Origin of the sequence: Rummeliibacillus suwonensis (genome assembly GCF_007896435.1) — a bacterium.
Taxonomy (GTDB): Bacteria; Bacillota; Bacilli; order Bacillales_A; family Planococcaceae; genus Rummeliibacillus; species Rummeliibacillus suwonensis.
Map to the genome: position 1 here is coordinate 124,843 of NZ_VCBL01000003.1, position 24,842 is coordinate 149,684.

22 protein-coding genes and 1 riboswitch are annotated in these 24,842 nt (G+C 35.7%); of the genes, 19 read left to right on the forward strand and 3 right to left on the reverse strand.

The window, feature by feature from the left end; genetic code table 11:
* Positions 1-155 precede the first annotated feature (155 nt).
* On the reverse strand, positions 156-1,139 hold the full coding sequence (gene guaC, locus FEU33_RS16020; protein WP_146550490.1) for a GMP reductase: 984 nt from the start codon (positions 1,137-1,139) through the stop codon (positions 156-158).
* A gap of 262 nt (positions 1,140-1,401) precedes the next feature.
* Here guaC and FEU33_RS18910 point away from each other — a divergent pair, with 262 nt between their 5' ends.
* The 6 genes from FEU33_RS18910 (at position 1,402) to FEU33_RS16045 (ending at position 7,279) form a co-directional block, all read left to right on the forward strand.
* Positions 1,402-1,539, forward strand: coding sequence for a hypothetical protein (locus tag FEU33_RS18910; protein WP_186731459.1), 138 nt, complete (start codon positions 1,402-1,404; stop codon positions 1,537-1,539).
* A gap of 185 nt (positions 1,540-1,724) precedes the next feature.
* Positions 1,725-3,200 (forward strand): PepSY domain-containing protein, encoded by a 1,476-nt coding sequence (locus FEU33_RS16025; RefSeq protein WP_146550491.1) that lies wholly within the window; start codon positions 1,725-1,727, stop codon positions 3,198-3,200.
* Positions 3,201-3,341: 141 nt separating this feature from the next.
* A riboswitch (Lysine riboswitch) is annotated at positions 3,342-3,524 on the forward strand.
* 122 nt (positions 3,525-3,646) lie between these two features.
* Positions 3,647-4,501: a transporter substrate-binding domain-containing protein gene (locus FEU33_RS16030; RefSeq protein WP_146550492.1), complete on the forward strand. Its 855-nt coding sequence runs from the start codon at positions 3,647-3,649 to the stop codon at positions 4,499-4,501.
* A gap of 78 nt (positions 4,502-4,579) precedes the next feature.
* Positions 4,580-5,329, forward strand: coding sequence for an amino acid ABC transporter permease (locus FEU33_RS16035; RefSeq protein WP_146550493.1), 750 nt, complete (start codon positions 4,580-4,582; stop codon positions 5,327-5,329).
* Positions 5,330-5,351: 22 nt separating this feature from the next.
* Positions 5,352-6,086, forward strand: coding sequence for an amino acid ABC transporter ATP-binding protein (locus tag FEU33_RS16040; protein WP_146550494.1), 735 nt, complete (start codon positions 5,352-5,354; stop codon positions 6,084-6,086).
* A gap of 197 nt (positions 6,087-6,283) precedes the next feature.
* Positions 6,284-7,279 carry a methyl-accepting chemotaxis protein gene (locus FEU33_RS16045; RefSeq protein ID WP_146550495.1) on the forward strand — a complete coding sequence of 332 codons (996 nt, stop codon included), beginning with the start codon at positions 6,284-6,286 and terminating at the stop codon, positions 7,277-7,279.
* Positions 7,280-7,610: 331 nt separating this feature from the next.
* Here FEU33_RS16045 and FEU33_RS16050 read toward each other — a convergent pair whose 3' ends face one another.
* Positions 7,611-8,312, reverse strand: coding sequence for a pirin family protein (locus tag FEU33_RS16050; RefSeq protein WP_146550496.1), 702 nt, complete (start codon positions 8,310-8,312; stop codon positions 7,611-7,613).
* Between the two features lie 188 nt (positions 8,313-8,500).
* Positions 8,501-9,283, reverse strand: coding sequence for an ABC transporter ATP-binding protein (locus FEU33_RS16055; RefSeq protein WP_146550497.1), 783 nt, complete (start codon positions 9,281-9,283; stop codon positions 8,501-8,503).
* 153 nt (positions 9,284-9,436) lie between these two features.
* Here FEU33_RS16055 and FEU33_RS16060 point away from each other — a divergent pair, with 153 nt between their 5' ends.
* The 13 genes from FEU33_RS16060 to FEU33_RS16120 all read left to right on the forward strand — a co-directional run bounded on the left by FEU33_RS16060 (position 9,437) and on the right by FEU33_RS16120 (position 24,832).
* Positions 9,437-10,483, forward strand: coding sequence for an NAD(P)/FAD-dependent oxidoreductase (locus FEU33_RS16060; protein WP_425127976.1), 1,047 nt, complete (start codon positions 9,437-9,439; stop codon positions 10,481-10,483).
* Positions 10,484-10,673: 190 nt separating this feature from the next.
* Positions 10,674-11,942 carry a sensor histidine kinase gene (locus tag FEU33_RS16065; protein ID WP_146550499.1) on the forward strand — a complete coding sequence of 423 codons (1,269 nt, stop codon included), beginning with the start codon at positions 10,674-10,676 and terminating at the stop codon, positions 11,940-11,942.
* A 2-nt stretch (positions 11,943-11,944) separates the two neighbouring features.
* Positions 11,945-12,841: a response regulator gene (locus tag FEU33_RS16070; protein ID WP_146550500.1), complete on the forward strand. Its 897-nt coding sequence runs from the start codon at positions 11,945-11,947 to the stop codon at positions 12,839-12,841.
* Between the two features lie 205 nt (positions 12,842-13,046).
* A complete protein-coding gene (locus FEU33_RS16075) occupies positions 13,047-14,321 on the forward strand; it encodes a cation:dicarboxylate symporter family transporter (protein ID WP_146550501.1) in 1,275 nt (424 codons plus the stop codon).
* 152 nt (positions 14,322-14,473) lie between these two features.
* Entirely contained in the window at positions 14,474-15,160 is a 687-nt protein-coding gene (locus tag FEU33_RS16080; protein ID WP_146550502.1) for a response regulator transcription factor, read from the forward strand.
* On the forward strand, positions 15,138-16,586 hold the full coding sequence (locus tag FEU33_RS16085; RefSeq protein ID WP_244951064.1) for a sensor histidine kinase: 1,449 nt from the start codon (positions 15,138-15,140) through the stop codon (positions 16,584-16,586). Before FEU33_RS16080 ends, FEU33_RS16085 begins: the two co-directional genes overlap by 23 nt.
* Before the next feature lie 336 nt (positions 16,587-16,922).
* A complete protein-coding gene (locus FEU33_RS16090; RefSeq protein WP_146550503.1) occupies positions 16,923-17,867 on the forward strand; it encodes a peptidylprolyl isomerase in 945 nt (314 codons plus the stop codon).
* A gap of 15 nt (positions 17,868-17,882) precedes the next feature.
* Positions 17,883-18,584 carry a polyphosphate polymerase domain-containing protein gene (locus tag FEU33_RS16095; protein ID WP_146550504.1) on the forward strand — a complete coding sequence of 234 codons (702 nt, stop codon included), beginning with the start codon at positions 17,883-17,885 and terminating at the stop codon, positions 18,582-18,584.
* A gap of 22 nt (positions 18,585-18,606) precedes the next feature.
* Positions 18,607-19,290, forward strand: coding sequence for a DUF4956 domain-containing protein (locus tag FEU33_RS16100; protein ID WP_146550505.1), 684 nt, complete (start codon positions 18,607-18,609; stop codon positions 19,288-19,290).
* A gap of 26 nt (positions 19,291-19,316) precedes the next feature.
* Entirely contained in the window at positions 19,317-21,266 is a 1,950-nt protein-coding gene (locus FEU33_RS18915) for a CotH kinase family protein (protein ID WP_186731460.1), read from the forward strand.
* A 417-nt stretch (positions 21,267-21,683) separates the two neighbouring features.
* Positions 21,684-22,307 (forward strand): class I SAM-dependent methyltransferase, encoded by a 624-nt coding sequence (locus FEU33_RS16110; RefSeq protein ID WP_146550506.1) that lies wholly within the window; start codon positions 21,684-21,686, stop codon positions 22,305-22,307.
* A 369-nt stretch (positions 22,308-22,676) separates the two neighbouring features.
* A complete protein-coding gene (locus tag FEU33_RS16115; protein WP_146550507.1) occupies positions 22,677-23,879 on the forward strand; it encodes an ABC transporter substrate-binding protein in 1,203 nt (400 codons plus the stop codon).
* Between the two features lie 77 nt (positions 23,880-23,956).
* On the forward strand, positions 23,957-24,832 hold the full coding sequence (locus tag FEU33_RS16120) for a branched-chain amino acid ABC transporter permease (RefSeq protein WP_146550508.1): 876 nt from the start codon (positions 23,957-23,959) through the stop codon (positions 24,830-24,832).
* Positions 24,833-24,842 lie beyond the last annotated feature (10 nt).

Consider the following 24,842-nt stretch of genomic DNA (forward strand, 5'->3'; position numbering starts at 1 on the left):
GTGCTAACGGGCAGTATGGTCTCCAACATTAAATGCAAGTAACAAGCAGAGGTAAGTATAGATCAACTACCTGTAAAACCCATGCTTCAACTAATATCTGGTAGGAGTGAAGAAAACCCCTTCTTGGTGAAGTTTCAATTTATCAAAAACCTCGATTAGTATACTTTGTCACCGTTAAAAATAGAGTTTTTCACAATGACATAGTCGACATTACGAATTGCTTCAAGTTTTGAACCACCTGCATAAGAAATAGAAGATTGTAAGTCCTGTTCCATTTCGATTAGTGTATCTCTTAAATGACCGCGATGTTCAACGTGCATTTTTTTACCTTCGACATTTTTTCGTTCACCCTTTTGGAATTCAGACGCAGAACCAAAATACTCTTTATAAAGCTTACCGTTTATCTCTATTGTTTTACCTGGGGATTCTTCATGACCAGCTAATAGTGATCCGATCATAACCATTGTTGCACCAAAACGAACGGATTTCGCAATGTCACCATTTGTACGAATCCCACCATCTGCAATAATAGGTTTCGTTGCAGCTTTTGAACACCAGCGAAGGGCAGCTAATTGCCAACCACCAGTACCAAAGCCTGTTTTAATCTTAGTGATACATACTTTACCAGGTCCAATACCAACTTTTGTCGCATCAGCACCTGCATTTTCGAGTTCACGTACAGCTTCAGGTGTACCAACATTGCCAGCGATCACAAAAGATGTAGGAAGTAGTCTTTTGATATGATGAATCATATTGATGACAGCATTAGAATGACCGTGAGCAATATCAATTGTTATATAATCTGGTGTTAGATTGGCTTTTGCCAAATCTTCTATAAAAGTATACTCTTCAGGTTTTACGCCAACACTAATTGAAGCGATCAATCCACGTGAGATCATATCTTTCACGAAGTCTGCACGTGTTTCTGGATGGAAGCGGTGCATAATATAGAAATAACCATTTTCAGCTAATTTAATGGCAAGAGATTCATCTATAATTGTTTGCATATTTGCAGGAACAACTGGAAGTCTAAATTTGTGACCTCCAAGCATAACGCTTGTATCACATTCAGAGCGACTATTTACAATACATTTTGCGGGAATTAATTGAATATCTTCGTAATCAAATACATTATCCATGTCCACACTCTCCTAAAAACGAATATTATTTTTTAATAGCTTTAAAATGTTCGTCCTTTGGTAATTTACATTATTTTCGCTATGATGTCAAAAATTTTTCCTTGATTTATAAATAAAGAAGTTTTTGAAGTGGAAAATCAATCAACCAGACCTATTCTATTGGTTTATTTTGATTCAACAGAAGATGTCACCACAATTTTATCCCGCTTTAACGGGCAGTAAGACCCCCATCTCAAGATTGAGAGAGAAACGAGAAAGATAGATGGGAGATCAAACTGCCCGTAAAAGTCCGATTGGTTCGGACGGGCAGGATGTTGGTCACTCAGGTGTTGCCACAGGACGTGGCGTTCTTAACCTGAGTTCCTCTATTTCAATGGGGGATGAAGAAAACCCCCACTGATGGAGTTTCACTTTATCTTATTATATGTAGATATTTTTACAAGGGCAACGTAAGACGAATACATATATTTATGTTAAAATCAGGTTTTAAGGATTGTTTAAAAAGATATTCAATGATTTTCTATATTGATGGACATAAAAAACAATAACTTCGCTTTTAAAGAGATTAATGAGAGGAAGCAAATAATGAGAAACTTGGAATTTGTATTACGAGAATATATTATGGGCCGACCAGTTATTTCGATTGAACATGATGAGGAAGATCCAACTTTTGGCGTAATCATCGATGCACATAGAAAATTAGTATATGGTCATATAGAGTTATCTGATGATCAAAAACTTACATCTTTTATGATTGATATGGAAGAAATCACAAACAACAATGATGTTTCATTGGAAGAATATGAAGAGCTAGAGCCTGATGAATTGATCGGTTGTGCAGAAGATTTTATTCAAGATTTTTGCCAAGAAAAACTGCATTTTAAAAAGATGACAGAATGGAATGGCGAATCTTATATGATCGTGTTTGAAGCAAAGGATAGCGCATTAAATTTATTTTTGCCTAATTCAGGTGCAACTATTGAGATCAATAAGCAAGGATTTATTATCTCAGCTGTCTTATTTCAATCGTATTATCAATTATCTTATCCAGATATTCAAATTTCAGCACAAGATGCAAAAAATATATTATGCCAATATCCTCTAGTGGAACTAGGCATCTTCGAAAATAGTGGGGAGATGAAACTTGCATATTATCCGAAACGTGAATATGTAGCCGTTCGTGTTGATGGGCAAGTCGTAACAGCGGATGAGCTTTTGGATGAATTTGTCGCCGATGCGCATGCGTTTGAACAAGTCAATGTAACTGAATCTATAGAAAGTCTCTTAGGCATTACCAATGATATGCATAAAATAGAAAACGACGTAGGCACCTATTGGTATCCATCAGAGGATGAAAGGAATATGGAAGAAACTGAACCAACGATTAAGATGGAACAGATAGACGCGTTGCAACAAAATTATGAGTCAAATGTTGAATGGAAGGAATTAGAAGAGGAATTACCTTTAGAGCTTCTTGAAACAAAGGCGAAAATGTTCTTAGAAGCTGCAATAGGAAATATTCATGAAAAATATTTACTGGAAGAACAACTTCAAGATGGCGATGACTTCGAAGTTTTAACAGAAGAAGATTTAACGGAGGAAGAGCGCCGATTCTTTGAGGAACTTGAAATGATGGAAGAAGAAAACGAAGAGGATCTGGATGAAGAGGATGAGGATAACAATTTCGAACCATTTACAACCTTTACATTCGTACGCCATTACAAAGGGATTCGCATAGAGGAATATACTATCTATGTGAATGTTGGTATATACACTGGTGTTATCCGTGATTGTTCTATTATATTACCAGATGAAACACAACTACTGAATATGAAGATGGATCCTGTATTATCATTAGAACAAGCAGATGCCATATTTAAAGAACATTTGCAAATGAAGCTTGCTCGCACGATCAATTATGATGAGGAAGATGAAGAAGTTACAGTATATGGATTAAATTATGTCATGGATTTCTCAGCAAATGGTGAAATTGAAAAAATCGATGCAACTACTGGTGAAATCCAGTATATTGAATCAGATATTTTAAAAGAAGGAAAATGATATAAACCTTCACTAATTTATAGCTCGAATTTATTAGAATACTACTAATCTTATGCTAATTTAATAGAGAGCGGTTGACAGAAAAGTGCTAGTCATGTAGACTGTCACTATTAATTGATAAATACAACCTCACTAGTATTGCGGTGAGGTAGAGGTGCAATATTTAATAGTTCTTAGTGGAGTTAGAGAAGGCGAGGAAACTAGGAAGAAGGAAATGTTGCCGAAGTTTGTAATAATCTCGATATTACATGCTGGGTCTGCAGTGAATAATTGCAGGACTGTCTCAATAAGTTGCCGAAGTTATTGAGTTGAGCTATCTCATGATGGGATAAAAGTGGAGGATTTAGGACTAGATATATTCTGGAGCCTGAGTTCAACTCAGGTTCCTTTTTTATAGTCTTTTTTCTATTACACATAGGAGATTGTTTTTCAAAGGAGAGGGAAATATGAAAAAGACATGGACATTATTGTCAGGTGTTTTATTAATGGCCATCCTTGTATTAGCAGGGTGTGGTTCGGATGATTCTAAAAAATCAGAATCATCAGGTAGTGGGGATAGTAAAGGTACATTTACAGTAGGTATGGAAGCGGGATATCCACCGTTTAACTGGACACAATCAGATGATTCAAATGGTGGTGTTACCATTAAAGGAAATGCAGAATATGCGAATGGTTATGATGTACAAATCGCACAAAAAATTGCTGATGGATTAGGCAAGAAATTAGTAATCGTTAAAACAGAATGGGATGGTCTTGTACCTGCATTGACTTCAGGTAAAATTGATGCCATTATTGCTGGTATGTCGCCAACTGCAGAACGTAAAAAAACCATTGATTTCTCAGATATTTACTATAAATCAAACCTAGTAATGGTTGTAAAAAAAGGTAGCAAGTTTGATGGTGCTACTTCAATCGCCGATCTCAAAGGGGCAAAGGTAACTGCTCAGTTAAATACATTCCATTACACAGTTATTGATCAAATTAAAGGCGTTAAAAAACAAACAGCGATGGATAACTTCCCAGCAATGCGTGTAGCACTTGAATCAGGCAAAATCGATGCTTACGTTTCGGAAAAACCTGAAGCAGTTTCAGCTACAGCAGCTAACGATAAATTCGCAATGGTTGAATTTGCGGATGATCAAGGCTTCAAAACTTCAGAAGAAGATACTGCAATCGCAGTCGGCTTACAAAAAGATAGCGATTTAACAGAAAAAATCAACAAAATTCTTAAAGGTATTTCAGAAGAAGACCGTCAACAAATTATGGATGATGCAATCAAAAATCAACCAGCAGCTAAATAGTTTTTAGACTTAAAGAGCTACCGATTGTGTGATTTATAGCAATTGGTAGTTCTTGTTATGCTTTAAGGAGGAGTAATAATGAGCTTAGAATGGTTTATCAATATCATTACAAATAACTGGCCGATGTTCTTACGAGGCGCTTGGATGACACTGGTTATTTCAACAATCGGGACTATTATTGGCGCATTAATCGGCTTGATTATTGGCGTCATTAATACAATTCCAAAGGGTAATGGTGGAGCTAAAAAATGGACTTTAAGAACCATTAATGCGATTTTAACTGTTTATGTTGAGTTCTTCCGAGGAACACCTATGATCGTGCAAGCAATGGTTGTTTACTATGGTTCTGATTTATTGTTTGGCATTGATATGAACCGTACCTTTGCGGCTATTTTGATTGTATCGATCAACACAGGTGCTTATATGGCTGAAATCGTACGCGGTGGAATAATAAGTATTGAACAAGGTCAATTTGAAGCGGCACGGGCTATTGGTATGAATCATTGGCAAACAATGGTTCATGTAGTTTTACCACAGGTTTTGCGTAATATTTTACCTGCGACAGGTAACCAATATGTGATGAATATCAAAGATACATCTGTGTTAAATGTAATCGGTGTAACAGAATTATTCTTCCAAACTAAATCGATTGCAGGGAATAACTTCCGTTACTTCGAATCATTCTTCGTAGCATGTATTATTTATTTAGTCATGACCATTATTGTTACGCAAATTTTGCGATTCTTTGAACGTAAACTCACAGGTGACGCGAATTATCAAATGTTAGATGATGCTGCACTGATTCGTGGACCAGAACAAACAAAATAGAGGTACAAAGGAGAGAATAACTATGGAAACAATTATCGATATTCAACATCTCAGTAAATCCTTTGGTACACATGAAGTATTAAAAGACATAAACTTTTCCGTGAAAAAAGGTGAAGTGGTGTGTGTCATTGGTTCATCTGGATCAGGAAAGTCAACGCTTTTGCGCTGCATTAACTTACTTGAAACGCCAAGTGGCGGTGAGATTATTTATAATGGCAAAAATATCCTAGGTAATAGGCAAAATCTTAATACGTATCGAACACATCTAGGGATGGTATTTCAACAATTTAATTTATTTAATAACTGCGATGTGTTAAACAATTGCATCTTAGGTCAAGTAAAGGTTTTAAAACGTTCAAAAGACGAAGCCAAAGATGTAGCCATGAAATACCTAAAAGTAGTGGGAATGGATCGTTATTTAAATGCGAGACCTGGTCAATTATCAGGGGGGCAAAAACAACGTGTTGCTATTGCTAGAGCTTTGTCTATGCAACCGGATGCGCTATTATTCGATGAACCCACATCAGCCCTTGATCCTGAAATGGTAGGGGAAGTATTGAAAGTAATGAAAGAATTAGCGCAATCAGGCTTAACGATGATCGTTGTTACGCATGAAATGGAATTTGCAAGGGAAGTATCTGATCGAATTGTATTTATGGATAAGGGTGTGATTGTTGAGGACGGTACGCCAGATGAAGTATTCAACAACCCAAAGCACGAACGTACAAAGGCTTTTTTACAACGTGCGTTAAAATAAAACGAAAGCTGTCATCTAATCAATGACAGCTTTTTATGTAAGGTTTTATTACATAAAGGAACAAATTTACTCACAATATGTAAGCGCTATGATTAAATTTTAAGTAATGAAATGTCAATAATACAATTATTAGTCGGAAAATTCTAAAATTAGCATGCTATACTATAAAGAAAGGTTTTTAATTAGGGGGTTATTATATGACAAAAACACAAGAAAAAAATCTTAATGTATCAACATTGATGAATGAGCTAAAATATCAAAATAAAGAAATGCAAACAGTTATGCAAAAATTACAAAAGATCTCTTTGCAGTCCAAAATATTAGCATTAAATTCAGGGATCGAAGCGGCTAGAGCTGGAGAAGCAGGGCGAGGCTTTTCGGTAGTAGCAAAAGAGATTAATAAGTTTGCCGCAGCAAGTATGGATGCAAGTAAAGAAAGTGAAGAAATTATTAACTCTATTCAACAAAAGGCGAATGAAATCATTGCTGTCCGAACAGTAGATATTGCTTTTGATACGATCGATAAAATTGATCGTAATTTATTTGAAAGAAATTGTGATGTACAAGCATGGGCTACTTTTGATGCAGTCAAAAATGCTGTATTAGATCCAACAGCTGAAACGAAACAGGCTGCACAGGCTTTATTAAAAAATATATACGAAATTTATGAAGTATATTTTGAATTATTGGTTGTTGATTTGAATGGGAGTATTTTAGTGACTGCAAAAAATCAAAGCGAAGTTGGTAAGAGTATGGCGGATCGTGAATGGTTTAAAGAGACTGTTGCGAATAATGATGTATATGTAACAGATATGTATTATTCTGAAGTTGTCCAAGGATACACAATGGGCTACTCTTGTCCGATTCGCGATCAATTTGGCAATGTCATTGGTGTATTATCTACACGTTTCAACTGGGATTTTATCTACGATATTATTGATAATGTCAAAATTGATGAACATTCAAATTTATATTTGATCAATAAAGAAGGTATCGTGATCGCATCAAAAGATAGAGAAAATATTTTAAGTAAGAATTTGAACAATATGAAAGCCGTCAATCAGGTTATAAGTGGCGCGGATACCCGTGGGTATGTAATAGAGAATAACCAAATTTGTGCCTATTGCCTAACGAAAGGATACAATGCCTATAAGGGAAAAGGCTGGTCCGTTATTGTAGTTGAGTCTATATAATGGTTTATTTAACTTATTACCGAACCGACTTTCAGCAACCATTCTTGAAGAAAGAATTGAATCGTTTGTGGGATGAAATAAAGATTGGTGAAAAATTCGTATGAACCCCGGTTTAGTAGCAAAAATAAAAAGCTCCATTTTGAAAAAGATTGATCAAAATGGAACTTTTTTATTCCTCGTTCATCAGGTAATAGGAATTCTATATCAAGACTCCGGTAATAAGTGAGGATAGGTGTGGGATCAACTCTGCCTGTAAGCTCCGATTGATCCAACTAACACATAGTTGGGGTATAGAAAATCATCACTGTGTGAAGCTTTCCTTTAAGAAAGATCAGTCGATTTTAGCCATTTCAATTACTAAGATATGTGCAGTGTCTTGTGATTTAATATGAATATCTTCTTCCTTGATTTCTAAGCCGTCGCGCGTTTCAAGTTCGATGTCATTGATGGTTGCTCGGCCTTCTATTTCAACGAGATATGCTTGTCTGCCTTCTGCCACTTCAAAGTCGATTTCCTTGCCTGCATCCAGTTCGAGGGCATAGAGATTTGCATCTTGGTTTATTTGAATAGGTGCAGTGCCTTTTTTATCTGAAACCATGTGAAGCCATTTATTCTTTCGTTCATCCATTGTAAATAGGAATTCACCATAATGAGGCGTATGACCATATCGATCTGGTAAAATCCAGATTTGTAACATACGAAGTTCTTCCTCACCTCTATTATGTTCACTATGGAAAACACCTGTACCCGCACTCATATATTGCACTTGACCGCGTGTGATTGTATGTTTGTTTCCCATACTATCTTGGTGTGTGAGTGCACCCTTGACTACATAAGAGATGATTTCCATGTCACGGTGAGGGTGAAGGTCGAATCCAGTGTGTGGTGCGATTAAATCATCATTAATAACACGTAGTGCACCAAATTGGATGTTGTTTGGATTATAGTATTCAGCAAATGAAAAATGGAATGTACTATTTAACCAGCCTAGATGACTTGTTCCCATTTGTTTATGATCAACTTTTCTTAGCATCGTAATTGCTCCCTTAAAATCAATTTTAAAATTATCTCGAATTCAAGATAATTTTAAAGATAATCCTTTAATTAGTCAAATCTTTTGAATTCATAAAAAAGAAGCCTACAAGCAAGAACTTGCTTATAAGGCCTCCCTTTATCATTTTTCATAACAATTGGGGGGAGAACAATCTTTTCACTTTTACTTTAGATAAGATCGTATGTCATACACATTGGCTTATGCGTTCTAGGGTCTTTGTCAATATAGGCGTCTATATTAAAAACGGTTTTTAATACATCTGGACGGATAACATCTTCACAATTTCCAGCCTTGATAATCTGACCATCTTTAAGAGCAATTAAGTAGTCCGCAAATCGAGCAGCTTGATTTAGATCATGAAGCACCATAATGATAGTGCGATGTTGCTCCCTGTTTAGTTTTTGAAGCAATGTAAGCACTTCTAATTGATGTGCCATATCTAAATACGTAGTCGGCTCATCTAGGAAAATGATTTCTGTTTCTTGAGCAAGCGCCATTGCAATCCATACACGTTGTCTTTGGCCACCTGATAGTGCATCGACGGGACGGTATTTATAATCGGTAGTGCCTGTAACCTCTAGGGCCCAGTCAATCACCTCATAGTCTTTCTTTGTCAATTTTCCAAGCCCTTTTTGATAAGGAAAACGTCCATAAGAAACCAATTCCCCAACAGTCAATCCATTAATGCTTTCCGGAGTTTGTGGAAGGATCGCCATTTTACGTGCGAGATCTTTTGTCTTTTGTTTAGCGATATCTGCACCATCTAAAACAGTCGTACCAGATTGTTGACTAATGATTCGGGTCATTGTTTTGAGCAAAGTCGACTTACCACAGCCGTTTGAACCAATAATTGTCGTGATTTTTTGATCAGGGATTTCGATATTTAAATTTTGCAAAATCAACTTTTCACCATAGCCAACGCTTAAGTCATCGGTATGTAGACGCACCATTTATGAACAAACCTCCTATTTGCAAAAAATTAACGATATAAATGAGAATAAATTTCAATCATACTTGACAATAATCATAATTCAATTGATAATGATTGTCAATAAGAGATAAAAATTTTGTATATAAACATGGGAGTGAAAAGGATGGGTCAAATGGAGGAAATTTATGATGTTACAATTATCGGTGGAGGACCAGCAGGTTTATATTCAGCCTTTTATAGTGGATTGAGAGGCATGAAAACAAAAATAATCGAATATCAACCAAACTTAGGTGGCAAACTTCATGTCTATCCGGAGAAAATGATTTGGGATGTAGGCGGGCATAAACCATTAGCTAGTGAACAGCTGATTGAGCAATTGATAGAACAAGGTCTAACATTTCAACCTACTGTTGTATTAGGTGAGAAGGTTGAAACTATTACTCGAACCGAAGATGCACTTTTTAAACTGACAACTTTAAAGGGTGAGGAGCATTTTTCAAAAACGGTCATCGTTGCGGTAGGAAGTGGTATTTTAAATCCACAAAAACTTGAAATCGAAGGCGCAGAAAGATTTGAAGTATCCAACCTGAATTATACGATCAAATCACTACAACGATTCAAAGACAAGGTTGTTTTGATTTCAGGAGGTGGTAATTCCGCTGTTGATTGGGCAAATGAATTACAACAGGTCGCTAAAAAAGTTTATGTCAGTTATCGTAAAGAAAATTTACCGGCACATGAATCACAAGTGGAACAATTATTATCAAGTGATGCCATGATATTCTGCAATACATCTATTACAAAATTACTGGCTGATGATAGCCATAAAGATCTGATAAAAACGGTAGAACTTACGAATAACAAAACAAAAGAGTCTATCAATATAGATGTCGATGCAGTGATTATTAGTCATGGTTTTGAACATGATTCTTCGTTATTAAGTAATAGTGCAATCGACGTCCAACTTGTAGATGATTTTTACATTAAAGGAAATTCATTCGGAGAATCATCTGTTCCAGGTTTGTTTGCTGCTGGAGATATTATGAGCTATGATGGCAAAGTGCATCTGATTGCAGGAGCATTTCAAGATGCTGTGAATGCGGTCAACAGAGCAAAAACTTATATTGAACCATCTGCTAATGCTTTTGGTATGGTATCCTCTCACAATGAAATATTCAAAGAACGCAATCGTGAAATTATTCAACATATGATGCATTAATCAAAGTCTTTTACAATCCCAGTTTCATTTAAATGATCCAAACATCCTCTACATTCAACTTGAGTGTGGGGGATATTTTTCTTTGAAAGGGTTATCTTTCTCGCTTGATAAATATTTTTCTTTATCCTATCGAAAATGATAAAATAAACTGTATGTGAATTTTTAAGTCTTTTTCAAAAGGTGATTTCCTATGAATCCAATATCATTCAAATGGTTGAAGTCCGAAACGATATGGGTATTGCTTATTGCGGTCTTCACAGCAATTAGTAGTGAAATTAAAATTATACCATTTAATGGAGAACATTTCCGTTTCGGTCTAGGAAGTATTACTTTTCTATTATTAGTCTTAATACGTGTACCTAAATCAGTCATTCGAACGGGCATAATAACAGGATTAACGGTCGTTTTTTTTCGTATATTTTCAAACGTTTTTATATATAGCGGTACACTTTCTGATAGTTTTACAGAGCATTATCCTGCATTTTTGTTTTACTTCGTGTATGTTTGTTTATTTAAGTTATTAAAAGTTAAACAATTGATCGATCAACCTCTTAAATTAGGAATAATGGCGACCTTTATTGAGATCATCTCAAATAGTGCTGAACATATTGTTCGTTATGTCATTTTACCTAATAACTATTTAGATTTTTCTGATTGGCTTTTAATCGTTATGGTTGCGATCCTAAGAAGTTTCTTTGTGGTAGGGATCTATAGCTCTATTATACTATCTGAGCAACGTAAAAGCTTGAACCAACAACTGACTTTAAGCTCAGATTTATATGTCGAAACAGTGTATTTGCAAAAAATGATGAATCATATTGAACAAATAATGGCAGCTAGTTACGATTTATATCGCACGTTAAAGAAACAACAATTACAAGAACAGAGTGTGAAGGCATTGCACATTTCCCAGGAAATTCATGAGGTAAAGAAAGATGCGCAGAGGATCTTTTCAGGGTTATCGAATATAACAATGCCTAAGACAGAAGATGTATATTATTTGTCGAACATCGTTGATTTTGTTATAACTGCAAATAGTAAATATAGTGAAATGCTAAATAAGCATATTGAGTTTAAAACCGACAATACGGTTGATTTTGCATTAACACAACAAATACCTCTACTTGCAATTCTTAATAATATTACAGCCAATTCGATTGAGGCTATAGAAGAAAAAGGAAATATTAAGCTTGGGATTTTTGAGTATGGAGAGATGATTCATTTTGTCATACAAGATACAGGAAAAGGTATAGCCGAAGATGATTTGGATGTTATTTTTGAACCGGGTTTTACAACAAAATATAACCAACAAGGTGTAGCTGCAACGGGGATCGGTTTATCTCATGTGCAAGAGATTGTTCAAATGCTAGACGGCCAAATTCATGTTGAATGTCCATCCATAGGAACTATTTTCCATATCAAGATACCTCGCAAGAACATACAAAAAGGAGTGAAGTAAACTTGCGATACTTTATTGTAGATGATGATGCAGCGAGTCGACGTATGCTTAAACAGATCATTCTAGAAGGGGATATGGGTGTAGTCATTGGAGAAGCTGATAGCGGCGTCAATGCATTGGAACCGATTGTATCGAGCGATCCAGATTTTGTGCTAATTGATCTTCTGATGCCGAGTTTAGATGGTATCGAAACAATAGATCAGCTTCGTAATCAAGGATTTAAAGGAAACTTTATCATGATATCGCAAGTTGAAAATAAAGAAATGATCGGTGAAGCTTATGAAAAAGATATTGAATTTTTTATACACAAACCGATTAATCGCATTGAAGTACAAAGTGTGTTGAAAAAAACATCTGAACGGCTTTTACTAAAAAAATCTCTTCTGACTATTCGAAAGTCTATATTACATTTTGAAGAAGAAACAAAAGAGGAATCTCATCGTACGATTAAGGATATGGTGTCATCCATCCTAAATGACATGGGTATTCTCGGAGAAGTAGGAAGTGACGATATCGTATCTATTATCGATTTCTTGTCTTCTAGCAAAGAAAAGACTATTCAGATTCCGCCATTAAAAGATATTTATGAACAATTGGCTAGCCAAACGAAATTTAATAGTATAGAAATCATGAAAGAAAGTAAAGCGATTGAACAGCGTATCCGTCGAACAATCTCTATAGCAATGAGTAATTTAGCAACGCTTGGAGCGGTGGATTATACAAATCCAGAATTTGAATACTATGCACCTCGTTATTTCGAATTTGCCGAAATACGAACGTTGATGAAAAATATTCAGGAAAATGAACCAGCACCTAGAAAAACCAAAATCAATGTGAAAAAGTTTTTACAAGTTTTATATGTAGAAGCTAACGAAAAATTCAAACATTCATTAAAATAAGTAATAATATGTAAATATCAATCTCATTTCGGCATAATACTTATCTATTTAATAGAAAAGTTATATAAAAAATGATTTTTTTTGAATTTTTATATCATTTAAAATGTCGGATAATGTCGGATTTTATAAGTTGCCCATATAATTAGGCTATGATTTTGCTTCTTGATATAGAAAGCAATCATATTTTGAAGGGGTGACTTATTTTATGAAACAATTCAAATTAGGATTAGCTTGGCAAATTCTCATCGGGCTGATTCTTGGTGTAATAGTTGGAGCTATTTTCTACGGAAATGAAAGTGTGACAAAATATCTTCAACCTGTTGGCACAATCTTTATGAACATGATCAAAATGATTGTTGTACCAATTATCATATCAACATTGATCGTTGGTGTAGCTGGTCAAGGGGATTTTAGACAGCTTGGTAAATTAGGTATTAAAACAATCGTTTATTTTGAAGTTATTACGACATTTGCTATTGTCATTGGTATCGCAGCAGCAGATATTTTCCATCCTGGTGTTGGCGTAGATATGTCTCATTTAACAAAAGGTGATATTTCAACTTATGTAGAGACAAGTAAAACAGTAAAAGAAGGTGGCGGCTTTGCTGAGACGATTATTAATGTCGTACCAACAAATATTGTACAAGCCATGTCAGATGGTAACATGCTTGCCATTATCTTTTTCTCCGTATTATTTGGTTTAGGTGTTGCGGCAATCGGTGAAAAAGGAAAACCAGTTTTAGCATTCTTCTCAGGCGTAGCAGAAGCTATGTTCTGGGTAACCAATACAATTATGAAATTCGCTCCATTCGGCGTATTCGCGTTAATTGCAGTAACTGTTTCAACATTTGGCGTAAAATCATTGATTCCATTAGGAAAGTTAGCGATCCTTGTTTATTTAGCGATGATTTTATTTGTTGTCATTGTACTTGGAGTAGTTGCTAAAATTTGTGGTCTAAGTATTTTCCACATTATTCGCATTTTGAAAGATGAATTATTGTTAGCGTATTCAACTTCAAGTTCTGAATCTGTATTACCACGTATTATGATGAAGATGGAAAAATCCGGCGTTCCAAAAGATATCGTATCATTCGTTATTCCAACAGGTTATTCCTTTAACCTGGATGGTTCAACTTTATATCAATCGATCGCTGCATTATTTATTGCCCAAATGTATGGTATAGACTTAACATTAGGTCAACAAATTACATTGGTTCTTACATTGATGGTAACTTCTAAGGGGATTGCAGGTGTTCCAGGCGTATCATTCGTTGTATTGCTATCCACTTTAACGGCTGTTAATATCCCACTCGAAGGGTTAGCCTTTATCCTAGGAATCGACCGTATCCTTGATATGGCTCGTACAGCTGTAAACGTAGTAGGTAATTCACTTGCTTCACTTGTTATGGCTAAATGGGAAGGCCGTCTTGATAAAGAAAAATACGACAATTATTTTGGAAATGAAGAAAAATTAGCTTAATGATAGATAATAGCTCTACTGATGTGAAGGTCCATTTCACATTAGTAGAGTTTTTTTGTTTAAATCCATCTTAAACAGAGCAGCGATTAGACATCTTACTGACTTATTGAGATGATAATGTATAAGTAAAAAAGATGAATGGGGGTCAAGCGATGGATAAAGTATTGATTGTTGAAGATGAATTTGCCATAAGCCAAGTGTTAAAGGCATATTTGCAAAAGGTACATTTTCAAACAGAGCAGGCATTCACGGGTACCGAAGCAATCGAAAAATTTCATGCTTGTAGTCCTAACATTGTTTTGTTAGATGTTATGTTGCCGGGCAAAAATGGATGGCAAATTTTAAAAGAGATTCGACAAGAGAGTAATTGTCCAGTCATTATGCTTACTGCATTAGGTGATGTCAATTATAGATTAGAAGGGCTAAACGAAGGGGCTGACGACTATATTGCAAAACCGTTTGTAGCAGAGGAAGTCGTGGCGCGTGTTAAGGCTGTTCTTCGAAGAACACAAGGAGATACAGGGCCCAAACGTCAATTTGGCAGTCTAGAAATCAATCTACAATCCCATCAAGTGATGATAGACGGTCATGAAATTGATTTAACGCCAAGAGATTTATCAGTTCTGATGTTTCTTGCAGAGCATCCTAATCATACATTTTCGCGAGATCAACTTATTGATCAAGTCTGGGGATGGGAATATGATGGTAGTGACCGTGCTGTAGACTTAGCCATTAAACGGCTACGCAAGGCATTGAAGGATTGGCCTGCAACAGAAGGTGAAATCAAAACATTGCGTGGATTGGGGTATCAATTAAGTGTCAAATCATATCAATCATAAAAGGGTTTCTTTAACGCAATATTGGACAAGTCGCTATTTGCTTACTTTATGTATCGGACTAACGATTGTCGCGTTTTTGTCTGCTATCTGGATACGCCACACAACGTTACAAAATCGATTAGATATGCTTCAATTCATGGGGGAAGAAATTACAAACCGTTTGGAAGATAATATTACCAATAATTCATCCACAGAGCCTTCGAGAACTCCAAGCGGCAATAAAGTAGACCCTGGAGTATTTAGAGAACGGGAACGTTTTATCGATATGGGCATCAACCCCAATATTTATATTGTGGATACGGAAGGGAATATTCTATCTACCAATCGCCCAAAAGGACCGATGGAGCAGCAGACCATACCTGAATCTGTCATGTCATCTAAAAAAGAAACGATCAAATTCAAATCAGAAGATTCTATGCAATCGTATTATGCGATTAAAAAGAAAATCGAAATCGATGATAAGACAGTCGGATACATTATTATTACGGAAACAAAAGAGCATCTGACACATTTAAATCAAGAATATGGTCAGTTGGCGATTATGATTGTTGGTTTAGCCTTGCTAGGATTAGGGGCTATTTATTTCTTGTCGCGTCGTTTAGCCAGACCGATTAAGGATGTGGCCTATGCAGCCAAGCAAGTGCAAGATGGCAATTATAATATCCAACTATCAGATAATATCAAAGAAGAAGAGATATATGAACTCGTGCATTCCTTCAAAGAAATGGCGTCAAGATTAGAACAGTTAGAGGCCATGAGAACTGAGCTATTAGCAGGGGTAACGCATGAACTAAAAACACCAGTCACCTCTATCAGTGGTCTATTGCAAGCCATTCAGGATGGAGTCGTTGAAGGCGAAGACCAAAAGGAATTTATACGAATGGCTGTCAATGAAACGACTAAGCTAAAAACAATGGTAGGAGATCTGTTAGCGTTTAATTCATTCTCTGTGAATGCCATTCCTGTGAAACTTGAAAAACTTGAAATCAATCAAACGATACAAGAGACGGTCACACAATGGGAGCTGACACAGGATACAGAAGATATTGAATTGACATTGATCACATTACCAGAGCCTAGACAGGTAGAAATTGATCTTGTCAGATTTCAACAAGTATTTACGAATCTTTTTACAAATGCCAAACAGGCAATGAAAGGTCATGGCAAAATTACCGTTACACTCAGCGAAGCAACGGATGCTGTGCTTATTCGTGTTGCGGACACAGGCGGAGGAATTCTAGCGGAAGAGCAAACACTTATTTTTGAACGCTTCTATCGGGGAGAAAATAAAAAATATGAAGTTCATGGTCTGGGCTTAGGGCTACCATTAAGTAAAATGATGGCACAATCTATTGGTGGAGACCTTCGTTTGATCAAGAGTTCTGAAAGCGGCACGATTTTTGAGGTCATGATTCCAAAATTATAAGGTGAAATTTCACACAGTTGTAGGTTTTACGAGCCGCTGATAGGGGATAGAAAAGCTAAAGGGCATTCGATAAGTTATGGGATACAAAACTTATCGAATGCCCTTTTTTGTGTACTTAAAAATTGTTTCAAAGAGAAATTCATGTCCAATCGCTTTGAAAAACATAATACATACTAATATGTCCAAACTTTTTCCTTCAAAAATACATCTGGGAGATAGAGTGTTTTATTTTTCTAAAGATTTTTTCCTCGACATTCAACTGACACATTCAGCTTGTATAGTAATTATTGTAGAGGATGTGAAATAACCTAACACCTAAAAGGAAGGAAGATATAGATGAATGAATGGAACTCAAATAAGAAAAAAGGAATAGGCAAAAAGCTGATTTTAGCTATTGGTATTCCATTTATATGTGTCGTAGCAGTAGTGACTTATTATCTGGTGAGTAAAGATAACTATGTGGCGAAAATCGGTGATGTGAAAATCTCACAGGAAGAATTGGATTCAGCTTTAAATAAGCAATATGGAAAAACCGTTCTAGATACATTGATCTCAGATAAAGTGATAGAGCTAGAGGCTGAGAAACAGCATGTCAATGTTTCTAAAAAGGCAATTGAGTCACAGTTGGATACTTTAGCCACACAATATGGCAGCGAAGAGGCATTAAAATCAGCACTTGCTTCTAATAACATGACAATGAGCGATGCCAAGAAAAGTGTAAAAATATACTTGTTAACTAAAAAGTTAATGGTGCCCACTCTCGATATTACAGATTCAGAATTAAAAAGTTATTTTAAAGAAAATAAAGACACATATAATCAGGCAGCACAGGTGGAGGCAAGCCATATCCTATTGAACGATAAAAAAACAGCTGAAACGGTATTAGCTAAATTAAATGATGGCGGTAATTGGGATCAACTAGCGAAAAAATACTCACAAGATTCAAGCAATGCATCAGACGGAGGAAATCTAGGTTACTTTGCCAAAAGTGATATGGATGAAGATTTTGCGGATGCGGCATTTTCACTAAAAGTGGGGGAAACAAGCGATATCGTGAAATCATCTTATGGTTATCACATTATTAAAGTAACAGGTAAAAAGGATGCAAAAGAAGCTAAATTTGCAGATGTAAAAGATAAAGTAAAAGACGCAGTCATTGAACAGAAAATCAATGATAATTATAGCTCATGGTTAGCTTCCCTCTATAAAGATTACAATATCAAAAATAAATTAGATAAAGACAGTAGCTCAACATCCAATAGTAGTACAAGCAACAGTTAAAAGAGGTGTCTATCCATGCGTTATCAAGATGATTTTACAGTAAAAGGGCGCAAAGAGTTAAAGCATGCCATCTCACAAGTGGATTATACCATTTTAAAAAATAAGCTAAAGCATGTTATGAAGCTTGATACAAATGCTGGACGAGATGGTAGGTATGTTATTCGGAGTGTTTATTTTGATAATTTTGATAATAAAATTCTGAATGAGAAAAAAGAGGGCTATTTCAAAAGAGACAAATATCGTATTCGTATATACGGAAATAGTTCAAGTGTCATTAAATTAGAGAAAAAAAGCAAACGCAACAATTTAACCTTTAAGGAAAAATGTTGCATAACAAAACATGAATATGAATGGCTGAGTATTGGTGAAATCGAATGGATGAAAAACGATCAGAGACTATTAATTCGCGAGTTGTACATTCAAATGTCTTTATATCAACTTAAACCTGTAACAGTGGTAGATTATGTTCGGGAAGCTTATACCTACCCGTATGGCAATGTTCGTATCACATTTGATAGTCAGATTAAGTCGAGTTTTCGAAATATTGATCTTTTCAATCCGGATTTAGCAATGGTGCCTGTATTTGATCCATCACAAATGATTTTAGAGGTAAAGTATGATGAATATCTACCAGATATCATTAAGCTGACCTTACAAATGATGGATCGTAGACCAGATGCCTATTCGAAATATCAACTAAGTCGTATGTATGGATAATAGATTGGAGGAAGTAAGATAAATGGATAATATAAATTTTAACGATATTTTTAAATCGAGTTTTATTGAAAAAACATCAAGTTTTTCACTGACAGATTCACTTATTGGATTGCTCGTTGCGTTTTTGGTTGGGCTATTTATATATGCAGTCTACAAAAAAACTTTTTCAGGAGTTATTTATTCCCATAGCTTCAATATTTCCTTAATGATTATGACAATGGCTACGGCACTCATTATTATGGGCATTTCCTCAAATGTTTTACTATCTCTTGGAATGGTCGGCGCGTTATCTATCGTCCGTTTCCGTACCCCTATTAAGGATCCAATGGATTTAGTCTATTTGTTTTGGGCTATCGTATCAGGAATTTTATGTGGTGCAGGTTTTATACCGCTAGTTATTATTGGATCTATTTTGATCGGCTTAGTCCTCATCCTTTTTGTGAACAAGATTACGATTGAGAATCCTTATTTGTTGGTCGTGAAGTATGATGATGCTTCAGTAGAAGCCTCAATGGAACATGTTATTAAGGAAAAATCCAAAAAATATATATTAAAATCTAAATCTGTGATGCCTGGAGATGACTTAGAGGCCACCTATGAAATACGTGTAAAGGAAAATGACTCGCATTTCATCAATGAGTTAATCTCTATCCAAGGTATTCGTTCGGCGGTAATGCTTAGCTATGATGGGAATTTCACAGCGTAATAAATATCGTGTAAAGGAGTTACAGCATGATTAAAAATAGAGTAGTTTATGGTATTCTCGCTGTACTCGTGATGGTGTTTATTTGTGCTGTCGGGATATTACCAAACTTAGCGATAAAATCAAAGAATACGGAAACCAGTTACGTATCACAAGTGTTTAATCACGATAAAGTAACAACAGTAGATATTGAGTTATCGGATACAGATTGGCAGGACATGCTTGATAATCCATTGAAAGAAGAAATGAAAGAAGCAACCGTTACCGTCAATGGTAAAAAAGTCGAGCATGTTGGGGTTCGTACGAAAGGAAATTTATCATTGCGTGAAGTCGCCAATGATGAAGATTCAGACCGTTATAGTCTAAAAATAGATTTTGATTATTACAATGACGAACAAAGTTTAAATGGCTTGAAAAAATTGAATCTGAATAACAATTATAGTGATGCGACACTGATGCGTGAATATCTTTCCTATCAATTGATGGAAAAGATGGGATTGCCGACTCCATCCTATTCTTATATGTATGTAACCGTCAACGGCAAGGATCGCGGTTTATTTCTAGGTGTTGAACAGGTAGATGAAACGTTTTTAGCAAAGAACTTTAAGACAAATACTGGGGCGCTTTATAAGCCAGATGGTACAGGCAGTGATTTAAAATGGATTAGTAATGATTTAGATGACTATTCAGGATTAAATGCTAAAACTAAGGTGGATAAGGATTCAAAGAAGGCAACCATTAATTTCCTAAAAGCGATTAATAATAAAGGAAAAAATCTTGAAGATACAGCAAATGTAGACAATCTTCTGCGTTACTTTGCCGTAAATACAGCATTAGTCAATCTGGACAGTTACCAAAGTAATTTAAAACATAACTATTATTTGTATGAAGAAAATGGAAAATTTAATATCATTCCGTGGGATTACAATATGTCCTTTGGTGGTTTTGGTGTTGGCGGCGGCGGTGGAGGACCACAGTTGCAAAATAATAACCAACAAACCGCTCGTTCAGCAACAGGCAATAATTCTTCCAAACAAAATAACGACATAGGGAAGGATAATAGGCCATCGCCTCCAAGTGGGCAGCCTCCAGAAGGTCAAATGCCAATGGATGGAAATGGTCAAGGAGGTATGCAACCCCCACAAAATGATGAGTTACCATCGACTCAACAAGATGATCAGAATGCAAATAATAACGGTCAAAAAGAAGAAAAAGCACAGGACCAAGAGCAAGAGAAGGACACCAAAAAGAGCGATGCTAAGGGGCAAAGAGCAGCAGGAGGATCTAATAATAATTTACTAGCCGAATCTAGTATTAACTTTAGTATCACAAATCCAGTATCTGGAACAACTTTAGAAGAGCGTCCCTTACTCAATGTTTTGTTATCTAATGATAAATATCAAAAACAATATGAAAGCTACTTAAAAGAAGTAGCAACAAAATATTTAACTGAAGAACAAATCAGCAAAGAAACGGCTAAAATCGCCAAGCTGATCAAGCCATATGTGGAAAAGGATCCCACAAAGTTCTATACAACAGAGGATTTTGAAAAGGCAGTCTCAGGAGATAATAGCTTATCGCAATTTGCGAAACAACGCTCGGTAGCTATATTAAAGCAACTATCAGCTGAGGCATCAGATGGAGAAACAACTACAGTAAACTCAAATAGTCAAACATCTATTGATTCAAAGAAAAATAGTTCAACTGTTAACCAAGATGATTCTTCTAATGACTCTAAAAAGAATGGAATAAGTCCAAACGATAACAGCGAAAAAACATTCGGTGGTAGAGCCCAAGGACAGCCGGGTGATGGAATGATGGGACAGGGTCAATTTCCAAATGCGGAGAAAAATCAGGAGACATCAGGCACTTCTAAACAAACAATGATCTTGAATGGTATAGCTGTAGTCGTATTGCTACTGGCAATCATTACAGTATTTATATTTAAACGTAGGGGGAAAATACGAGCTAAATGGTAATGGAGTAATGCAGTCACTGCCTGTATCTGTTCGACGATGCAGGCAGTGAAATCCCACCCAATTTTACACTTTATACTTGGTAAATGGCTATCATTGATCGTCTAGCACAGCGATCAGGATAGCCATTTGTCCGTTCCACTTATCCCACAATAAAAGAAAGCAAGTTTCCCAATATCGGGTCAATAGTAGAAGAGCTAATTATCTATATTTAGACGGATAAAAATGGATAATCAACACATCTGATGCAATATGCATTTCTAAGCTCTGGTATACTTTATTGTGTAATAGTAAATAGTCCTTATCCCTCATGAAATCTGAATATTTAGCTGTCACCGTTTAAAAATTCGTATTTTGAAACTGAAAATAGATTTGTGAAATGGCTTCAGCCTATCCCTAAAATAAATGGAGTGTCTCTCTATGAATGATCAACAATATGATGAATTATTACACATACAAACGACGGAAGAACAAAAAAATTTTCAATTGTTCGCCAATTATTATCCTTATGAGCCAACACCTTATACTGTATTAGATCTATGTTTTGACCAAATTGAATTGGAAAAAAAGGATTGTTTTGTCGATTTTGGATGCGGTAAAGGCCGAGTTGTCTTTTATGTGAATTATCGATATCATATTGAGACACTTGGGATTGAAATGAACAAAAGCTATGTGCAAGATGCCTTACAAAACAAGGCGCAATATTCGAAGGAACATCATCTAGTGGCTGCACCCGTAAATTTTCTTCATGTTAAGGCTGAACAATATAAAATAAAACCGACCGATAATATCTTCTTTTTCTTCAATCCTTTTTCCATTCGGATTTTTCGCCATATCATTCGTCATATATGGAAATCACAACAATTATATCCCCGAAAAATATATGTGATATTATACTATCCATCCTTTGAATACATTCAATTTTTGCGAGATGAAACTCAATTTAAAATGATAAAAGATATTTTAGTGCCGAATACTTCTGTTTATAACATGCATGAGCGCGTGTTGATTTTTGAATCTAAGGAAAAGCCATCTATGGAATAAAAGATTTCAAGAAGGCCTATATAGGGACTTATTCATGTCATCTAAATGGTGACTGAAAATAACGTTAAAACTTGATTCTACAAATGATTTAGAGCCGTCAGACCGTTTTTTATTTATCACATGATCACGGAAAGTTTAAGGAGACTAAGCTTGTTGTAGTCTCATGTTTTCAAAATAAAAATTGGAAATACTATTTTTAATATTATAAATTTACTAAAAAATTAATATAGACTAAATCGTCTGAATCATTTACAATATGGTTTGTAAAAAAGTCTAACAAGGTTTTTAAAGCTATATCAAATTAATATTCAGAATTATATGTATTTATCTGAATATTGAAGAAAGTATAGTTTCCATAAGGGGGATATTATATTGAGTTCAAAAAAATTAAAACGATATGCATCAGTGTTTTTAGCATCATCTTTGGTCGTTGGCGTTCTAGCAGGTTGTGGAAATAAAGATGAAAAATCCTCTGGTGGTGGAGGCGGAAATAGCGATGAGATCAAAGTTGGTTTGAACTTAGAATTATCTGGTCCCGTAGCTTCCTATGGTTCTGGCATTTCAAAAGGTGCAAAGCTAGCCATTGATGAAATCAACAAAGCCGGTGGTATCGATGGTAAGAAAATCGTGCCAGTTGAAATTGATAATAAATCAGATGCAGCTGAAGCAACAGCTGCTGCGATTAAATTAGCAACGCAAGAAAAAGCTGTAGCTCAAATTGGTTCTGCTACTTCTGGTGATACAGTAGCTGCAGTTCAAATTGCAAATAAAAACAAGATGCCTGTTATTGGACCATCTGCAACATCTGAAACAGTCACTGTTAATGAAAAAGGCGAAGTAAACGAATATGCTTTCCGTACATGTTTCATTGACCCATTCCAAGGTCAAGTGGCAGCGCAATTTGCTTTAGATACTTTAAAAGCAAAAAATGTAGCAATTTTCTCAGATAGCGCAAGTGATTATGCAAAAGGATTGGCAAAAGCATTTAAAGATACGATCGAAAAAAATGGTGGTAAAGTCGTAGCTCAAGAATCTTATGTTGCCAAAGATACAGATTTTAAATCTACATTGACTCGTTTAAAATCAAAGAAACCTGATTTCATTTATATCCCAGGTTACTATGAAGAAGTAGGCTTAATCATTAAACAAGCTCGTGCCGCTGGTATCGATGTACCGTTAATGGGTGGAGACGGTTGGGACTCTCCTAAAATGGTTGAGTTAGCTGGTAAAGATGCGCTCAACAAAACGTATTTCACAAACCATTACTCTTCTGAAGACCCAGATGAAAAAATCCAAAAATTTGTTAAAGCATTTAAGGCTGCAAACAGTGATCAAGCACCTGATGCATTTAATGCACTTGGTTACGATACGGTTTATTGGTTAAAAGATGCGATCGAACGTGCTGGCTCAACAGATGGTGAAAAAGTAAAAGATGCTTTAGCAAGTACGAAAGACTTGTCATTAGTAACAGGTAAATTCTCAGTAGATGACAAACACAACACAGTTAAATCAGCAACAGTTCTTGAGTTTAAAGACGGTAAGCAAGTGTTCAACTCTAAAGTTAATCCTTAATTTTTAGTTTTATAAAAGGGGGGCACTGTCCTCCCTTTTGTCGTTTATTTATGGTCTGGAAAAGGAGTGAGATTTTAATGGAGTGGTTGCAACAATTAATTAATGGTATTTCACTCGGTAGTATCTATGCGTTGATTGCTCTCGGCTATACAATGGTATATGGCATTATCAAGCTGATTAACTTTGCACACGGTGATGTATTCATGATTGGTGCATTTATAGGCTTTTTTGCTATTGCAAGATGGGGATTAGGTTTTTTCCCAGCATTGATATTAGCAATGGTTGTTTGTGCAATATTAGGGGTACTGATTGAACGTATAGCTTATAAACGTTTGAGAAATGCGACGCGAATTGCTGCATTAATTACAGCGATTGGTGTTTCTCTTTTAATTGAATATACGACGATATTCTTCCGTGGTGCACAACCGGAGGCGTATCCGGACGTTATTCCTAATAAGTCTTTTCATTTTTTAGGTGCGCAGATTTCTATGCAATCAATTATGATTTTATCAGTCTCAATTGTTCTTATGATTATTCTACAATTCATAGTACATAAGACGAAAATCGGTAAAGCGATGCGTGCAGTATCATATGACGAAGAGGCAGCTCGCTTGATGGGGATTAATGTCGATAATACAATTTCAATCACATTTGCCATTGGCTCTGCTTTAGCTGGTGCAGCAGGTGTTATTTTCGGTATTTATTATACGAAAATCGATCCTTTAATGGGAATTATACCAGGTGTTAAAGCATTCGTGGCTGCAGTACTTGGTGGAATTGGCATTATTCCTGGTGCAGTAGCCGGAGGTATGGTACTAGGGGTTGTCGAAACAGTAGTTAGTGCATTGGGCTTTTCTTTATGGCGAGATGCCGCTGCATTCGTTATTTTAATCTTAATATTGATCTTTAGACCGTCGGGTATTTTTGGTAAAAATACCCGTGAGAAAGTGTAGGTGAAAGTAC